Annotated in this window: 12 protein-coding genes; 1 reads left to right on the top strand and 11 read right to left on the bottom strand. The window is 56.4% G+C overall.

Annotation, left to right across the window (positions count from 1 at the left end):
• Positions 1–170: 170 nt before the first annotated feature.
• The 11 genes from N7220_RS17470 to N7220_RS17420 all read right to left on the bottom strand — a co-directional run bounded on the left by N7220_RS17470 (position 171) and on the right by N7220_RS17420 (position 16,165).
• Positions 171–1,694, bottom strand: coding sequence for a DUF3138 family protein (locus tag N7220_RS17470; protein WP_283148802.1), 1,524 nt, complete (start codon positions 1,692–1,694; stop codon positions 171–173).
• A 173-nt stretch (positions 1,695–1,867) separates the two neighbouring features.
• Positions 1,868–2,689: an ABC transporter permease subunit gene (locus N7220_RS17465; RefSeq protein ID WP_283148801.1), complete on the bottom strand. Its 822-nt coding sequence runs from the start codon at positions 2,687–2,689 to the stop codon at positions 1,868–1,870.
• A 1-nt stretch (position 2,690) separates the two neighbouring features.
• Positions 2,691–3,599, bottom strand: coding sequence for an ABC transporter permease subunit (locus tag N7220_RS17460; RefSeq protein ID WP_283148800.1), 909 nt, complete (start codon positions 3,597–3,599; stop codon positions 2,691–2,693).
• A 10-nt stretch (positions 3,600–3,609) separates the two neighbouring features.
• Positions 3,610–4,740 carry an ABC transporter ATP-binding protein gene (locus N7220_RS17455; RefSeq protein WP_283148799.1) on the bottom strand — a complete coding sequence of 377 codons (1,131 nt, stop codon included), beginning with the start codon at positions 4,738–4,740 and terminating at the stop codon, positions 3,610–3,612.
• A gap of 304 nt (positions 4,741–5,044) precedes the next feature.
• Positions 5,045–6,145 carry a polyamine ABC transporter substrate-binding protein gene (locus N7220_RS17450; protein ID WP_283148798.1) on the bottom strand — a complete coding sequence of 367 codons (1,101 nt, stop codon included), beginning with the start codon at positions 6,143–6,145 and terminating at the stop codon, positions 5,045–5,047.
• Positions 6,146–6,469: 324 nt separating this feature from the next.
• The gene (locus N7220_RS17445) at positions 6,470–7,849 is read right to left on the bottom strand and encodes an aspartate aminotransferase family protein (RefSeq protein WP_283151452.1); all 1,380 of its coding nucleotides are present in this window, start codon (positions 7,847–7,849) and stop codon (positions 6,470–6,472) included.
• Positions 7,850–7,990: 141 nt separating this feature from the next.
• Positions 7,991–9,325 (bottom strand): glutamine synthetase family protein, encoded by a 1,335-nt coding sequence (locus N7220_RS17440; protein WP_283148797.1) that lies wholly within the window; start codon positions 9,323–9,325, stop codon positions 7,991–7,993.
• Positions 9,326–9,621: 296 nt separating this feature from the next.
• Entirely contained in the window at positions 9,622–10,416 is a 795-nt protein-coding gene (locus N7220_RS17435; protein ID WP_283148796.1) for a gamma-glutamyl-gamma-aminobutyrate hydrolase family protein, read from the bottom strand.
• Between the two features lie 437 nt (positions 10,417–10,853).
• On the bottom strand, positions 10,854–11,948 hold the full coding sequence (locus N7220_RS17430) for an AraC family transcriptional regulator (protein ID WP_283148795.1): 1,095 nt from the start codon (positions 11,946–11,948) through the stop codon (positions 10,854–10,856).
• 856 nt (positions 11,949–12,804) lie between these two features.
• Complete coding sequence (gene gabD, locus N7220_RS17425) at positions 12,805–14,256, bottom strand: NADP-dependent succinate-semialdehyde dehydrogenase (protein WP_283148794.1); 1,452 nt, start codon at positions 14,254–14,256, stop codon at positions 12,805–12,807.
• Positions 14,257–14,896: 640 nt separating this feature from the next.
• Positions 14,897–16,165, bottom strand: coding sequence for a 4-aminobutyrate--2-oxoglutarate transaminase (locus N7220_RS17420; RefSeq protein ID WP_283148793.1), 1,269 nt, complete (start codon positions 16,163–16,165; stop codon positions 14,897–14,899).
• 139 nt (positions 16,166–16,304) lie between these two features.
• Between N7220_RS17420 and pdxR the strand changes: the two genes are divergently transcribed.
• Positions 16,305–17,792 (top strand): MocR-like pyridoxine biosynthesis transcription factor PdxR, encoded by a 1,488-nt coding sequence (gene pdxR, locus N7220_RS17415; protein WP_283148792.1) that lies wholly within the window; start codon positions 16,305–16,307, stop codon positions 17,790–17,792.
• The last annotated feature ends 6 nt before the right edge of the window (positions 17,793–17,798 follow it).

The following is a 17,798-nucleotide window of genomic DNA, read 5'->3' as shown; positions in this document are numbered from 1 at the left end:
ATAACACAGTGGATGACCCTTTATTGGCCCAGCCCTTCGGGTTCGGGGCATTACCGGCGCGCTGCTGTGTTGCGAAGCACTGCCAGTACTTGTACTGCGGCGTGCTTCGCGCCTTGCATCGCATCCGGTACTACCCCGAACGCTGTCGTGAAAAGATGGTGAACCGGCTCTTAGAAGGCATAGATGAACTGCGTACCCAACATATCGTTGCTCTTGGCGTAAGTGCCATCGCTCTTGATGAAGGTGTCTTCAGAGGACCAATCGTGGCGGTATTCGATCTTCAGTGTGGCCTGATCGGTTACGTACCAGATGAAGTCCAGCGCGATGTCGGCGCGGTTTGCGCCTTTGCAATCAGCACCAGCCGAGGTCGAATTGGCCAGGCAGTTCTGGCTGATACCAAAGCCGTTGTGCCCATCAATACCGGAATCACTCAGCACTACACCACCACCACCGCCGCCGTTCTTCTGGTCGTTCATGTAGTCAATCCGGGCTGCGGTGCCAAACTGGCCAGACTCAGCATGCCACTTCTGCAGACCCAACACAGAAACGCCCCACCATTGCGCATTGCCGCCATTGAAGGCTGCGTTCTGCTGCTTGCCAAGGTCGACTTCGGCATTGATTGTGGTATCTGCCCAGGTATAGGTCAGATCAGCTTCGGTGAAGTAGTAATTGCTGTACGGATCGTTCGAGCCGCATTGATAGCCGAAACCAGACGCACACGTGCTCGCTGTTGCCAGCGATTGACGGCCAATGTTGCCGGACCAGCCAAGATCTATCGAGCTCGACCAGGTGTAGTCCAGGCGAGTCGTGAACGTCGGTGTGTTGTTGGTTTCAAACTTGGCCTGACCGGTAGTCGCATTGGTATCGACCTGGGTAGTAGCGCCCTTGGTGCGATATTGCTCGTTGGCCAGCATGAACTTCCACGACCAGTTGCCGGTGGAGTAATTGATACCCGCACCCACGTAGCTACCCGGATCAGAGAAGTCATACAGCAGGTTGTGAGTCAGTGTCGGCATCAGCGTCGACAGCTGGTACTCATAACCGCCAAAGCTGGACATCAAACCGGCGACAAACGTGGTGCTCATGTCGATCGGCATGTTGATGACAGCGGTGTTGATGATGTTCATGAAGCTGTTTGAACCATCATCGGTCGCCAGCAATGTCGCCCCGTTACCCCGGTTAGGCATGATGCTGATTTCCGCACTCGGCGCCAGCGCACCGGCGCCGAAGGTCTTCTTGATATCCAGATAGACATCGCCGAAGGTACTGCCGTCGTAGTTATAGGTACCGTTGTGGTTTACAAACTGGAAGCCACCCGACTTTTGCCCGAAGTTGTAGACGTAAACCGGATCGAGATAACCAGTGACCGACAGACCGGCAATGCCGCCTTCGTTCACGGTTTTATCGATGCTGTCAGTCTTCAGTTGCAGCGAAGCGATGGATTGCTTCATGCCGTCAACATCGTCCTGCGTCATCGCCGGCGTAGTCGAAGCCGCAGCAGCAGGCACAGCGGCCTGTTGTTGCTGAACCTGTGCCTGCGTCGTCGTTTGCTGGGCTTTGAGCTGTTTGACTTCGGCCTGCAATTGCTGCAGCTCGGCCTTGAGCTCATCGAGCTCGCTTTGTTTTGGCGCTGCCAGCGCCGCGCCGGACACGGTCAGACCGGCCAGCAAAGTACATAAGATTTTCTTGCGCATTTTCCTCATCCCAAGTGATTGAATCTGCACCCCGAAACAACATTGTTTCTTGCTTGAACATCTACTGCTGTTAATACGCAATGCACTTTCAAAACTGTTTGTTTGCAGGTCGTTGTCGTTGTTATTGCGGATGGCCACCCCGACTGATGGTCAGTCATCCGCTTGTTGCCCGTTTACGCGGCCAGCGCCATGCGTTTGCGCTCTGCCTTTTGCATGAAGTGGTTCGCCGTCAGCACGCCAATCGTGACCAGCGTGATAAAGATCGTCGCCAGCGCGTTCATTTCAGGGTTCAAACCCAGACGTACCCGGCTGAACACCACCAGCGGCAGCGTGGTTGAACCAGGACCGGACAAGAACGCGGACAGCACCAGATCATCAATCGACAGCGTGAAAGACAGTAGCCAGCCCGAAATCAGCGCTTGCGAAATCAGCGGCAGCGTAATCACAAAGAACACTTTGAACGGTGTCGCGCCAAGGTCCATCGCTGCGTCTTCCAGCGAGGTATCCAGCTCACGAATCCGCGATTGCACGATGATGGCGACGTACGAAATACACAGCATCACGTGACCGATCCAGATCGTCAGCACGCCACGTTCTGCGGGCCAGCCAATGTACTTGGCCATTTCCACAAACAGCAGCAGCAGCGAGATACCCTGGATCACTTCCGGAATCACCAGCGGCGCGTTGATCATGGCGGTGTACAGCGCAAAACCGCGGAACCGCCCCATACGGGCCAGCACAAACCCCGCCCAGGTACCAATGAGCACCGAAGCAAACGCCGTCATCAAACCAATTTTCAGCGACAGCCATGCAGCGTTGATGAGCTCGTCGTCATGCAAGAGTTCGCCGTACCAGCGGAACGAGAATTTCGACCAGACCGTCACCAGTTGCGAATCGTTGAACGAGTAAATAATCAGGCTGAGAATTGGTGCGTAGAGAAAGAAGAACCCCAGCGACAGCACCGTAACCTGCAGGTTTTTATTGGGTTTGATCATGTCAGATCTCCTCCAGCTCTTTGGCTTGGTAGTGCTGGAACACCGCCATTGGTACCAGCAGCAACACCACCATGGCGCACGTCACTGCAGAAGCCATTGGCCAGTCCGCGTTATTAAAGAATTCGTCCCACATCACGCGGCCGATCATCAAGGTGTCTGAACCACCCAGTAGTTCCGGAATCACGTACTCACCCACCGCCGGAATGAACACCAGCAAACACCCGGCGATAATCCCGTTTTTGGACAGCGGCAAAGTGATCTGCACAAACACTTTCCAGGGTTTGGCACCCAGGTCGTAGGCGGCTTCCAGCAAGCGCAGGTCCATCTTCACCAGGTGGGCGTACAGCGGCATGACCAGGAATGGCAGGTAGGAATAAACCATGCCGATATAGACCGCGGTGTTGGTGTGATACAGCTCGACCGGATCACGTACCAGATGGGCCCACATCAGAAACTGGTTCAGCAGACCGTTGTTCTTCAAGATGCCGATCCAGGCATAAACGCGGATCAGGAAAGAAGTCCAGAACGGCAGCATCACCGCCATCATCAGCACGTTGCGCGTGGCCGGATTGGAGCGCGCAATGTAATAGGCAATGGGGTAGCCGATGATCAGACAGAAGAAGGTGGAAATCGCCGCCATCTTCAGTGAGCTCAGATACGTGGCGAAGTACAAGCTGTCGGTCAGCAAGAACTTGTAGTGGCCCAGTTGCAGCGCCATCTGCACCATGTTGTCTTTGATGACGGCCAGTTCGGTGTACGGCGGCACACCCAGCACCTGATCGGCAAAGCTGATCTTCACCACCAGCAAAAACGGCACCAGGAAGAACATCGCCAGCCAGATATAGGGCGCAGCGATCACCAGCCTTTGCCCGGAAGGCAGCCAGCGTTTGAGTTTGGCTTTGAGTGTCATGATGTCATTCTCATTTGGTCAGCACGACACCGGCCGTTGGGCCCCAGGACACGTAGACTTCTTCTTCGTACGCAGGCGGTTCCATATTGTCGAAATCCAGCGTGGAGACGTTGGCCATCACCGTTTTGCCGCTTTCGAGTTTGATGTGGTACAGCGTGTAGCTGCCCATATAACCGATGTTCACCACCTTGCCGACCGAGGCATTCGCCTCTTGTGCAGGTTTGGCGCGAGACAACAAGACACGCTCCGGACGGACCGAAATTGTCACCGGCATGCCCAGCGGACCAGTCACACCGTGGCTGATAAACAGCCGTTGTTTCATGTCGGCGCTTTCCACGTAGATGTGGTCCGGCTGGTCTTCAACGATCACGCCCTCAAACAGGTTGGTGGAACCGATGAAAGACGCGGCGAACTTGCTGTTGGGATATTCGTAAACTTCATTCGGTGCGCCCAGCTGCACGATGCGCCCTTCCGACATCACCGCCAGGCGGTCGGCCATGGTCATGGCCTCTTCCTGATCGTGCGTCACCATGATGCAGGTCACGCCAACCTTGTAGAGAATGTTGACCAGCTCGATCTGCGTGCGCTGGCGGATTTGCTTATCCAGCGCCGACATTGGTTCATCCAGCAGCAACACCTTCGGGCGCTTGACCAGGCTGCGAGCCAGCGCAGCGCGTTGTTGCTGACCGCCCGACAACTGGAACGGCTTGCGCTTGGCATACTTGGTCATCTGCACCAGGTTCAGCACGTCGGCCACGCGTTCAGCGATCTCGCCTTTGCCTACGCCTTCTTGCTTCAGGCCAAACGCGATATTGCTTTCCACCGTCATGTGCGGAAACAGCGCGTAAGACTGGAACATCATGTTCACCGGCCGCTTGTACGGCGGCAGCTTGGACATGTCTTCGCCATCAATCAAAATCTTGCCGGAGGTCACGGTTTCAAAACCCGCCAGCATGCGCAGCAGCGTGGACTTGCCACAGCCTGAGCTACCCAGCAAGGCAAACAATTCATTCTTGGCGACCGACAGATTCACGCCGTCAACGGCGGTGGATTCATCAAACTTTTTGACCACATCAATCACGCGGACAAAGTTCTCGTCCGTCGTGGCTGGTTTGCTTTGTGCACTCTCGTGGGCATTCATGATTCTGGTTACCTGTTGCTAAGAGGATGGTTGAGAGTCGCTAACAAAATCGTTCTGAATACTTGTCCAGCCTCATATACAAGGCACCAGAACGTAGGGTTTGCAGGCCTTGGCATGCGAACGCGAACATTGCTGACGGTGCGCATGAATGCGCACCCTACGACGCAAAAGCCAGGAATCAGGGCGCTTTTGTTGACAACTTCAAGACGCAGGAGGGGCCGAGCGGAGCCTGAATCGGCCCAACCTGCGTCATTGGCAATGCGTTGTTTAACTGTGTTGGTTAACTAATCAGACACGGCTGGAATCAGCGGCCCGACTTGTATTGCGCCCACAACCGGTTTTCCAGCCGCAGAATTTCTGATGGCAGCGGCTTGAGCAAGAACAGGGTCTTGGCGACTTCTGGCGGTGGGTAAACCACCGGATCATTGGCCACTTCAGGCTTCACGAACTTGCGGGCTTCGGCGTTGGCGTTCGGATAGAACACCTGGTTGGTAATTTCGGCGTGAACTTGCGGGGTTTCGATGTAGTTGATCCATTTCAGCGCAGCTTCTGGATGCGGGGCATCTTTCGGAATCGCCATGGTGTCAAACCACACCGGAGCGCCACCCTTCGGAATGAAATACTGGATTTCATAGGCCTTGCCCGCTTCTTTGGCGCGTTGCTTGGCAATGGTTACGTCGCCCGACCAGCCAAATGCGATACAGATATCGCCGCCTGCCAGGTCATTGATGTAACCCGAAGAGTTGAACTGACCAATGTACGGGCGGATTTTCTTGAGGGCGTCATACGCCAGTTGGTAATCGGCAGGATTGGTACTGTTAGGATCTTTGCCGACATAGTGCAGGGCCATGGCAAACACATCGTTAGCCTGATCCAGCATCGACACACCGCAACCCTTGAGCTTGGAGAGGTTCTCCGGCTTCATCAGGATGTCCCAGTTGGCCAGATCAACATCTTTACCGAGGATGGCTTTGACTTTGGTCACGTTGTAACCCAGACCATCGGTACCGTAGGCCCAGGGAATCAGGTACTGGTTACCAGGATCGGCACCGGCCACTTGCGCCATCAGGGTTGGGTCCAGGTTTTTCAGATTCGGCAGCTTGGATTTATCCAGCTTCATGTAAATGCCGGCCTGAATCTGCTTGGCAGCAAAGTTGCTGGTTGGCACAACGATGTCGTAACCCGCTTTGCCGGTCAGCAATTTGGCTTGCAAGGTGTCGTCACTGTCGTAGACGTCGTATTTCACCTTGATGCCGGTTTCCTTGGTGAAGTTGGGAATCGTATCTTTGGCGATGTAATCGGACCAGTTGTACACATTCAACTCGGTATCTGCCGCAAACGCCGAACCCGCCGCCGCTGCACAGATACTGGCCAGGGCCAGACTGCTCAAAATCTTGCACTTCATCTTATCTCTCTCCAATCAAAATGACGCTCGAATAGTCCGGCGTTAAGAGCGGGCCGGGTCGCTACGACAAACAGCTTGATTACTGCGTGCAGTGCCTGAAACAAAACTACTAATCTGTCGAGTCGCCCGGCCGTGTCGGTCGGTTTTTATTGGTCTTTGGTGTTACTGCCGCAGCGATCTGGCGCCGCCTGCGGGTGCTACGCTTCAAAACACTGCTTAATCTGTAAATCCGTAGATTCGTAGATTCGTAGATTCGTAGGGTGTGCATTCATGCGCACTTTTACTGACCGCGTTCGCAGGCGCTGCCTGCAAACCCTACGCGTTTCAATACCCAAGGTCTTTGGCCGTCAGATCAATACAGCGCGCGGCTTTCTCGACCAGTTCGTCAATTTCCGAGCGGCTAATCACCAGCGGTGGCGACAGCAACATCCGGTCACCAGTGGCGCGCATGATCAGGTTGTTGGAAAAACAATGATCACGGCAGATCAAGCCCACATCGCCACCATTCTCAAAACGTTTACGTGATGATTTCTGTTCACACAGCTGCATGCCGGCCACCAGACCCGCGCCGTGGATTTCGCCTACGATCGGGCTGTTGGTCAGTGCTTCACGCAGCGATTTCTGGAAATACGGACCGGTTTCTGTCTTGACCTGATTCACCACGCCGCCATCACGCAGAATGGCGATATTGGCCAGCGCCACTGCCGCCGCTACTGGGTGACCGGAATAAGTCATGCCGTGATTGAAATCGCCCGCCGCGATGATCGGATTAGCCACGCGGTCATGAATCGCCACCGCGCCCATCGGGATGTAACCGCTGGTCAAACCCTTGGCCAGGGTCATGATGTCTGGCTTGAAACCAAAGTGCTGGTGCGCAAACCATTCGCCGGTGCGACCAAAGCCGCCAATGACTTCGTCCGCCACCAGCAAGATGTCGTACTTGTCGCAGATGCGCTGGATTTCTGGCCAGTAGTTGTCTGGCGGAAAGATCACCCCGCCCGCGCCCTGGAACGGTTCGCCAATAAAGGCGGCGACGTTTTCAGCACCGACCTCAAGAATCCTGGCTTCCAGCTCGGCAGCGCGCGCCAGACCAAACGCCTGTGCGGTAACGCCTTCGGCGGCTTCGCCGTACCAGTACGGTTGGTGGATGTGCACGATGTTGCCGACCTTGGACGGCATCTGTTCATGCATGTAACCCATGCCACCAAGCGAAGCACCGGCAATGGTGGAACCGTGATAACCATTGATACGGCTGATCACGATCTTGCGTTCTGGCTTGCTTTGCGCGGCCCAGTACTGATGCACCAGGCGCAGTACGGTGTCGTTACCTTCCGAACCCGAATTACAGTAGAAAAAGTGATTGAAACCATCCGGTGTGAGTTCAGCCAGTTGGCGCGACAGTTCAATCACTGGTGGATGGGTGGTTTTGAAAAAGGTGTTGTAGTACGGCAGTTCCAGCATTTGGTTGCGAGCGGCATCGGCCAGTTCTTCGCGGCCATAACCGACATTCACACACCACAGCCCGGCCATGCCATCGAGGATTTTGTTGCCTTCGGAATCCCACAGATACACGCCCTTGGCGTGAGTAATCACCCGGCTACCGGCGCGGTTGAGCGAGCCCATGTCCGAAAACGGATGAATGTGGTGGGCGGCATCCAGTTGTTGCCATTCCTGGGTAGTCCGTTGAGTCAGGGTCTGAGTCATCATGATTCTTGCATCCTGTATTTCACGTCGTTTTCCGGATGGTTTCGTAGGGTGGATTCGCGAAATAATCCACCGGCATCAGTAGGGTGCGCATGAATGCGCACCGCCACTGAACGCGTTCGCACGCCTCGCGTGCAAACCCTACACGTACAGCAGCAAGTGCCGACGCTCCCACGAGCTGATCACGCGGAAAAACGCTTCATATTCGGTTTCTTTCACGCTGGTGTAGGCCTGGACGAATGCTTGGCCCAGCACTTCCGGAATCGCCGTGCTACTGCGCATCAGCGCAATGGCAGACTCCAGATTGCGTGGCAGTTCGTACGGCATGTTGTAGGCGTCAGTGGCGACCGGCTCGGTTGGATTGAGCTTTTGCACCATGCCCAGATAACCGGCAGCCAGCGTGGCCGCGATAGCCAGATAGGGGTTGCTGTCGACACCGGCGATGCGGTTCTCAACGCGCTTGGCCACCGGGCCAGACATCGGCACCCGCAGACCCACGGTGCGGTTGTCGTAACCCCACTGGATGTTGATCGGCGCAGCGGTAAAGCGTGACAGGCGACGATAGCTGTTCACGAACGGCGCAAAGATAGGCATCAGTGCGGGCACATACGCCTGCAGACCGGCGATGTAGTGATAGAACAACTCGGATTCTTTGCCATCGGCGGTGCTGAACAGGTTTTCGCCGGTTTTGGCATCCACAATGCTTTGGTGGATGTGCATGGCCGAACCGGGTTCGTTTTCCATCGGCTTGGCCATGAAAGTGGCGTACATGTTGTGGCGCAATGCCACTTCACGCACCGTGCGCTTGAACAGGAACACGCGGTCAGCCAGATCGAGCGGATCACCATGCAGGAAGTTGATTTCCATCTGCGCCGCGCCCACTTCGTGGATCAGCGTATCGACTTCCAGATCCTGCGCTTCGCAGTAATCGTAGATATCTTCAAACAGCGGATCGAACTCGTTCACCGCTTCGATCGAGTAAGCCTGGTGACCTACTTCGGCGCGGCCAGAGCGGCCAACGGGCGGCTGCAGCGGAATATCCGGGTTCTTGTTTACGTCAACCAGATAGAATTCAAGCTCTGGCGCCACGACTGGCTTCCAGCCGCGTTCTTTGTACAGATTGAGCACGCGCTTGAGCACGTAACGCGGTGAGTATTCGACGGGCGAGCCATCAAAGTGCACGCAGTCGTGAATCACCTGGCAGGTTGGGTCAACGGCCCAGGGCACCAGGCGGATGGCATCAGGATCAGGGACGCAGATCATGTCCGGGTCGGTCACGCCGGAGATGGTTTCATCATCCGGATATTCGCCGTTCACTGTCTGGAACAACACGGCAGCAGGCAGGCGCATGTTTTCGCCGGATTCAAACTTGCTACGCGGAATGATCTTGCCGCGAGCAATGCCGGTCATGTCCGGCACTACACATTCAACTTCGGTAATGCGATGTTCTTTCAAAAACTCTGCGATCTTGTCCATCTGGTTCAGTCCCGTTTGCAGGGCCCATTTCGGTAGTTAAGCACCGCTGATTCGTTGATCAGCCTATTGCCTGAAACCGTTAACATGCCGTTTCTACAGCGCTGCTAACGATCTTGAGAGTCGCTCACAAAATTGTTCTGGCAAGGCATCTGGCCGCAGACAGTACAAGTAGTACGGCAAGGCCTGATAACGCAGTCAGAACGGTTTTGTGTACGCCTCTAAACCACGGAAATCGACTCTTTTGACTGTGGCGGTTGCCACAATCTGATCTTCCCGGCTCTGTTGTCAGTCGCGGCCTACCCCCGCGTTTGTCCCCCTTGTTTTCTTGCTTGTTGATCCCGGCAGGCCGCGCCAAACGCCGCAAATAAAGCAACTGAAAGCGGGTTATCGGCAAATTGCCATTCAGGGTGCCACTGCACTGCAAATGCAAAACTGCTTGCATCTTTCACGCTGAATGCTTCAACCAGGCCATCGGGCGCAACTGCTTCTACCCGTGCACCGGGCGCCAGTGTTTCTACGCCCTGGTTGTGTAATGAATTAACGGTGGCCTCTGGCTTGCCGTACCAGCTTTCCAGCTTGCCGCCTGGCACCACTGCAATTTGATGCGCCGGGCCATACTGGATTTCCAGCGGGTCTTCTTCACGTTCGCGGTGCAGCAACATGCCGGGCACCTCGTGCACCTTCTGATGCAGCGTGCCGCCGAGCGCAACGTTGATTTCCTGAAAGCCGCGACAGATGCCAAACACCGGCACGCCCGCTGCAATGGCAGCGCGAATCAGCGGCAGGCTGGTGGCATCACGGGCGGGATCATGCAAAGTGCCCTGGGCACTGGAGGGGCCGCCGTAATGACGGGGCTCCACATTGGAGGGGCTGCCGGTGAACATCAGACCATCCACCAGATCGAGCGTTTGTTCGATGGATTGCTGGCCAGCCATGGCGGGCAGCAAAATTGCGAAGGTATCGGCACCATCCACAGCGGCAACAACATACTTGTTGCCAGCACAGTGAAACGGGTGGTGGCCGAGCATTTTGAGGTCGGCGATAACGCCTACAACCGGTTTGTTACTTGATGCCTGGTTCGGTTTACTCATGGGATCACCATGTCTGTTCCGGCGGGCAGCCACGCCATTGCGGCTGCTTGCGCGTTTGCTGGCGGCGGGCGAAGCCCACCTTTGTTCCAGTCCTGCACTTTCACCATCAACACAATCAATTTGAGTATTGCTGAACATCTGTAGTTTGCCGACCTGCTGGCCGGTTACTGTCAAACGCCTGCAATCTTCATATGTTCTAGTGATGTCTGGGACACTGCGCCTCGCGTATTGCCATGACGCCAGTGAGCCCTTATCCAGTCCGGTTGATCCTTGCGGTTGAGCGTTTACTACAGGCGCAGACCACAACCAGAACAGGCCACCGAGAGTGATTCGCATTGATAACGGTCAATTTGTTTGCCGTTAATCGTTGTGCGTATTCACATTTCGATGAACCCATTCTGCCTGGGTGTATGAGGGGAGTAAGAGAGAAAAACCGGTCAGCCGGGGGATAATTCGGGCCAACTTGCACGGTGTGCTCTGGCCGTTTTTTCCACCGGGGTGGCGCGGTACTCACTGGGGCATTGGCCAGTCCAGCGGCGGAAAGCATGACGAAAGCTGGCGGTTTCGCTATAGCCCAGCTTCTCGGCAATATCGGCCACCGGCATGGCAGTACGGGATAGATATTCCAGCGCTTTGTCGCGCAAGACTTGATCCAGCAAGGTCTGGAATTTCACACCGCGCTCATCCAGCCGCCGGCGCAAAGTGCGCTCCGACATAAACAACTCGCTCGCCACATTGTTGAGCTGGTTGTACTTGAGCGGGTCAGCCGACATCAGCCGCAGCGCCTTGGCGATCACATCCAGGTTGCCGTTGTTTTGCCAGGTCCGTTGCAATTGCGCACATTGCTGACGCATCACCTCATAACTGAACGGATCAGCCAGCGGCAACGGGCTGCTTAGCAATTCGGAGGGGAAAAACACCGCGCTTTCTTGCCGGTCAAAATAGGTCGAACAGCCGAACACCTGGCGATAAGCCGACGCATGTTCCGGTTTGCCATGACTCAAAGCCACGCAATCCGGACTGATCTTGTCGGCCATCACATCACAGACCACGGCCCACAATGCGGCCAGGCACATGTCGGTGTTCCAGATTTCCAGATCTGGCCGATAACGGTAACCCTCGACGCCCAGCGCGGCGGCATAGCCATCTACCCGCAAGGTCACGTCGAAATACGAGCCAAACAGCAGCGGGAAATCAAAAATGCATTGCAGCGCATCGGCCAGCGTTGGGCTGACCAGCATGGCGTAACCCAGCAGACCAAAACTGGATACCCGCAAGGCGTTGCCAATTTGCAAGCCGAGCGATTCGTCACCGGTGAGCGCACGGGCGTTGGCCGAAACAATCAATTCCTGCGCGTGGGTCACCATCATGGTGGTGTCTTGCAGGTCAGCAGCGCTGACCCCGCAGCCGGCCAGAACACGGTCTGGCGGAATATCGCGCCGCCCTGTGAGCCGCGCAATGGTTGAAATGGTTTGTAGCGTCGACGGCACCAGCGTGGCGGATGCCTGTACACATGAGCCCGAGCGTTTCATGTTGTATTTCCTGTGAATTACTCTTTACTTTGCTCTCGTCCGTGCAACAACACTGAGGAACCTCTGAACAAGACCTTTGGGGCAGCGACGACGCTTTGCGGGATGGATCGCACGACGTCAGCCCGCAGGACAGGCTTATTGCCTGTTCAAGGGCTGCAACACAGCGAGCCGCCCGCAAAGCACCGTCCCGAAGGGTTTAGGCGAAATCGGGCGCCTGCCGCCCCGCAGTGGTATCCAAAGGCCCCGGCCTTGGGACACCACTGCGGGTCAACAGATCATCCCAATTTGGCCTAAACGCTACTCCCAAAGGGCTTGTTCAGAGGTTCCCCTTGGCGGGTTTGCTGCGTTTTCTACTGGCACGTTGAATAACAAGGTCGTGCTTGTGCGGTTGAGATTGCGGGGCTGTTGATCTACCAGAGCAGTCGGTGCGCTGAGGCGGCCAGTAGAAGCCCTCTTGCTTGATCACCGTAAGGCGATCCGGCTTTTAATGATTCTGTGTTCTAACCTTATGCGACCTGCCGCCACAAAACCAGTCCGGCATGCGCAAGTGAGTACTCTGTGCCACTGGCAGATTTTGTCGGACAAAACCGGACCAAAGGCGACCTCACCGAGCAAACTCATACAGCAATGTATGGCAAGAAGCATGCCACTGAACGCTAGCCCCGGGATGTCAGGTGAAACCGCTATATACCTGATTAATTAAGCACTTTCTGGTGCATGCCGTTTCAATAATTGCACCACAATCATGCAAACAACCTGTAAACGCCTGACGGCTTGATCGCGCGATGGGTGTCTTGCAAATACGCAAAAAGAGCGGACGCGCCGCTCTTTTTGTCTTTGCTATCGGCTAGTTAGCTTACAGGCCGGCCAGGCATAGGTACTTCAATTCCAGATAATCATCGATGCCATGATGCGAGCCTTCGCGGCCCAGACCAGACTGTTTCACGCCACCAAACGGTGCCACTTCAGATGAAATAATTCCGGCGTTAATCCCCACCATGCCGTATTCCAGTGCTTCACCGACGCGGAAAATGCGACCAATGTCGCGAGAATAGAAATAACTGGCCAAACCGAACTCTGTATCGTTGGCCATGGATATGGCTTCTTCTTCGGTTTCAAACTTGAACAATGGCGCCATCGGGCCAAAAGTTTCTTCTTTGGCGACCTTCATGCTGGTGGTTACGCCGGTCAAAATAGTCGGCTCAAAGAACGACTGACCGAGCGCGTGGCGCTTGCCACCCAGCAATACTTTGGCGCCGAGGCTCACCGCATCGGCGATGTGTTCTTCAACCTTGGCCACGGCTTTGCCATCAATCAGCGGTCCTTGAGTCACACCCGCTTCAAAGCCATTGCCGACCTTGAGTTTGCTCACTGCGGCGGCGAGCTTTTCGGCAAACGCGTCGTAAACCCCGGCCTGCACCAGCAAACGGTTGGCGCAAACGCAAGTCTGACCCGCATTGCGATATTTGGAAGCAATGGCACCCTCGACCGCAGCATCCAGATCGGCGTCGTCAAACACAATAAACGGCGCGTTGCCGCCCAGTTCCATCGACAATTTTTTGACGGTATCGGCCGATTGGGCAATCAGCATGCGGCCAATCTCGGTGGAACCGGTAAACGACAGCTTGCGCACGATCGGGCTGGCGGTCAGTTCGCCACCAATGGCATTGGCCGAACCGGTAACCACGCTAAAAATCCCCGCCGGCACACCAGCACGTTCTGCCAGCACAGCCAACGCCAAAGCGGACAACGGCGTCTGGGTAGCCGGCTTGAGCACCATCGGACACCCTGCCGCCAGCGCCGGGCCAACCTTGCGGGTGATCATGGCGGACGGGAAGTTCCACGGCGTAATCGCAGCGGTGACGCCCACCGGTTGTTTGATGACCAGAAAGCGGCGGTCATTGGCCGGTGCCGGAATGATCTCGCCATCAATACGCCGGGCTTCTTCGGCAAACCATTCCAGATAACTCGCGGCATAGGCGATTTCACCCTTGGCCTCAGCCAGCGGTTTGCCTTGTTCTGCGGTGAGGATAGTGGCCAGATCGTCGACCTTGGCCAGCATCAAGTCGTTCCAGCGGCGCAGGATGACCGAGCGCTCTTTGGCGGTTTTTTTGCGCCAGGCAGGCCACGCCGCATTGGCAGCCTCAATCGCCCGACGGGTTTCGGCTGCGCCCATTTTTGGAATGGTGGCAATGATCTCGCCCGTGGCCGGGTTGTTAACCGGGATGGTTTCTTTGTTATCCGCGTCTTGCCATTGGCCGTCGATGTAACACTGTTGGCGTAACAGGGATGGGTCTTTGAGGTTCATTGCGGTGTTCTCCGTGTTCATTCTTTGCCATGGTCTGGATTTGCCCGCTACAACCCGGATTCACGCAGCAATCCGGGGGGGGTATCGGCAAAATCCAGCGCCCGCGTTCTGTGCATATGTTGCCACCCCGGATTCCCAGTTCGTTTCATCCGGGCTACGTTGCTTTGCTCTGGCCTGGATTTGTTTGTTGTAGCCCGGATTCGCGCAGCAATCCGGGGGCGACATCGGCAAGATCCAGCGCCCGCGTTCTGTTGATATGTTGCTGCCCCGGGTTCCCACTTCGTTTCATCCGGGCTACGTTGCTGTAGTCACCAGCCCACAACTCTGCAAACCAGGGCTACCGAGGGAACGCAGGCCCTGCGCAGACCTCCTGGCAAACAGACGGTTTGCTTCGGCTTTTGACCTTGGGCCCCCTTGCGGCAGCGGGGTCGCCTTTTCTTTGGTTACTTTCTTTTGGCGACGCAAAAGAAAGAAACGTGCTCCCGGTCACCACCGGGTATCAAACGCCTTTAAAACCCGTGCCGAAGGCACTAACCAAAGCAGGCATTCAAACCCCAGCACTTCGTTGAAACATTGCTACCCCGGATTCCCGCCTCCGGCTCCTTCCGGGCTACAAAACCACAGCAAGCAACATCCTTCTTCAAGCCGCCTGCAAGGCCTTCCCCAATTTCACCAACCCTTCCTCAAACACCGCATCTTCAATCGTCAGCGGGAACAAGAATCGCAATACGTTGGAGTACACCCCGCAAGACAACAAGATCAGCCCGTCCGCCAGCGCCAGCGTCTGCACGCGTTTGGCAAAGTCGGCATCCGGCTCACCGGTATTCGGGTCGATAAACTCGGCGGCAACCATTGCGCCCGGGCCGCGAATATCGGCAATTTGGGGTACCACACCGCGCAGTTCGTTCAAGGTGGCTTTGAGTTTGTCACCGAGTTGATTGGCACGTTCCGCCAATTTCTGGCTTCCAATCACATCCAGCACGGCGTGCGCGGCGGCAATCGCCAGCGGGTTACCGGCATAGGTGCCACCCAAACCGCCCGGGTTCGGCGCGTCCATGATTTCGGCGCGACCGGTTACGGCGGAGAGCGGATAACCACCAGCCAGCGATTTGGCCATAGTCATCAAATCTGGCACCACGTCGTAGTGGTTCATGGCAAACAGCTTGCCGGTGCGGGCAAAGCCGGTCTGGATTTCGTCGGCAATCAGCAAGATGCCGTGTTGATCGCACAACTTGCGCAATGCCTGCATGAAATCCGCCGGAGCCACGTAGAAACCGCCCTCGCCTTGCACTGGTTCCAGAATGATCGCTGCCACGCGCTTCGGATCAATATCGGCTTTGAACAGGTCGTTCAGCGCTTTGAGCGACATGGCGGTGGTAATGCCGTGCAGCTCACACGGGAACGGCGCATGGTGAATTTCTGATGGGAACGGGCCAAAGCCCACCTTGTAGGGAACCACTTTGCCGGTCAGCGCCATGCCCATCATGGTGCGGCCATGAAAACCGCCGTTGAAGGCGATCACGCCAGGGCGGCCGGTGGCGGCGCGGGCGATCTTGATGGCGTTTTCCACGGCTTCGGCACCGGTAGAAAAGAATGCGGTTTTCTTGGCGTAATCACCGGGCGTCAACGCGTTCAGGCGTTCGGCCAGTTTTACGTAGGATTCGTATGGCACCACTTGATAACAGCTGTGGGTAAAGGCATCCAGTTGTGCGCGCACCGCGGCGGTCACTTTGGGGTGACAGTGGCCAGTGTTAAGCACGGCAATGCCACCGGCAAAGTCGATAAAGCGATTGCCTTCCACATCCCACAACTCGGAGTTCAGCGCGCGTTCCACAAAGAACTGCGCCATCACGCCCACGCCGCGTGGTGTGGCGGCGTTCTTGCGGGCAAACAAATCAGCATTGGACACGATATCGCTTCCTGTAAAAGTGGTTTGGTCTGGCAGTCTTACTCCGCGCAAAACGGAGTAGACGCTTTGGAATGCCTCGAATATAGTGAGCTTCGGCCCCCTCAAGAAGAGCCATTTTTTTCAAAACAATGGAACCACTTTGCGAACAAGCTTGTTATCAGACTGGTTAGCCCAGCGCCTGGACAAGGCCAGCGTCGAGCCTTCCTATCGCCAGTTACAACGATTGCTGCGTGAAGCCATCCTGGCGCACGAGTTGCCGGCCGGGCGCAAACTGCCGTCGTCACGCATGCTGGCCACCGAACTGGGCATTGCCCGCAACACGGTGATCCAGGTTTACGAACAACTGGCGGTTGAGGGTTATTTGCTGGCGGGTACCGGTAGTGGCACATTTGTGGCCGATAGCTCGCCCGATCAACAAATGCTGGGCAGTGCCGCAGCCGCCCCGGCGAGTAGCGACTCAGGCGAACATCTGTCGCAACGTGGCCAGCGCTTGATTGCATCAGCCGGTGTGTCACGGCGGCAATGGGGTGCATTTGTGCCGGGCGTGGCGGATGTGACGCGCTTTCCGGCCGCAATCTGGAGCCGGTTGCAAGCGCGGCATATGCGCAACCCGCGTCCAGAGTTACTCAGTTACGCGCCACCCGGTGGCCACGCGCCATTGCGCGAGGCGCTGGCCGATTACCTGCGTAATGCCCGCTCGGTGCGCTGCGAGCCCGAACAAATCATCATCACCACCGGTATTCACCAGTCGGTTGATCTGGCCGTACGTTTGCTGTGCGATCCGGGTGATGCGGTGTGGACCGAAGACCCGTGTTACTGGGGCGTGCGCAGTGTGATGCAGGCTTCTGGTCTGCAATTGAAACCCATCGCGGTCGATGCCGAGGGCATCAACCCTTCGCCTGAAGACCTGGCCACACCGCCGCGCATGATGCTGGTGACACCGTCGCATCAGTATCCGTTAGGTATGGTGATGAGCCTGGCGCGGCGACGCATGCTGCTGGAGTTCGCCCGCCAGCGTGACTGCTGGATTATCGAAGACGATTACGACAGCGAGTTCCGTTACGCCAACCGCCCGCTGATGTCGCTACAAGGCATGGATGATGCCGACCGGGTGATCTACGTTGGCAGCTTCGGCAAGATTCTTTACCCCGGTTTGCGCATTGGTTATCTGGTGGTGCCGCCGGCGCTGGCCGAACCTTTCGCCGTGGCGCTGGCCGAGTTGTATCGCGAAGGCCAGTTGCTGCAACAAGCGGTGTTGTCGGACTTTATCGCCGAGGGCCATTTCAGCTCGCATATTCGCCGCATGCGCAATGTCTACGGCTCGCGCCGCGAAATACTGATGCAAGAGATTTCGCGGCACTTTGGCGATGCCGTCAGCGTGCGTGGCGATGAAGCGGGCCTGCATCTGGTCGCTACCCTGCCCGGCCACGTGGATGATCGGCAGATTGCACAAGATGCCCTCGCCGCCGGTATCGCCACTCGCCCGCTCTCCAGTTACTACAACCAGGCCAATGCGCCCGAGCGCGGTTTGCTGTTGGGCTACGCCTGTGTTCAGGACGATGACATTGCCAGACACTTCGCCACGCTGGCACGGGTAATAGAAGAACATCTGCAAATTCATCGCTAAAGTAAT

Source organism: Silvimonas soli, from assembly GCF_030035605.1.
In the GTDB taxonomy this organism is placed as follows: domain Bacteria; phylum Pseudomonadota; class Gammaproteobacteria; order Burkholderiales; family Chitinibacteraceae; genus Silvimonas; species Silvimonas soli.
The sequence above is the reverse complement of the archived record's forward strand: the minus strand, read 5'-3'. Positions and strand labels throughout refer to the sequence as shown.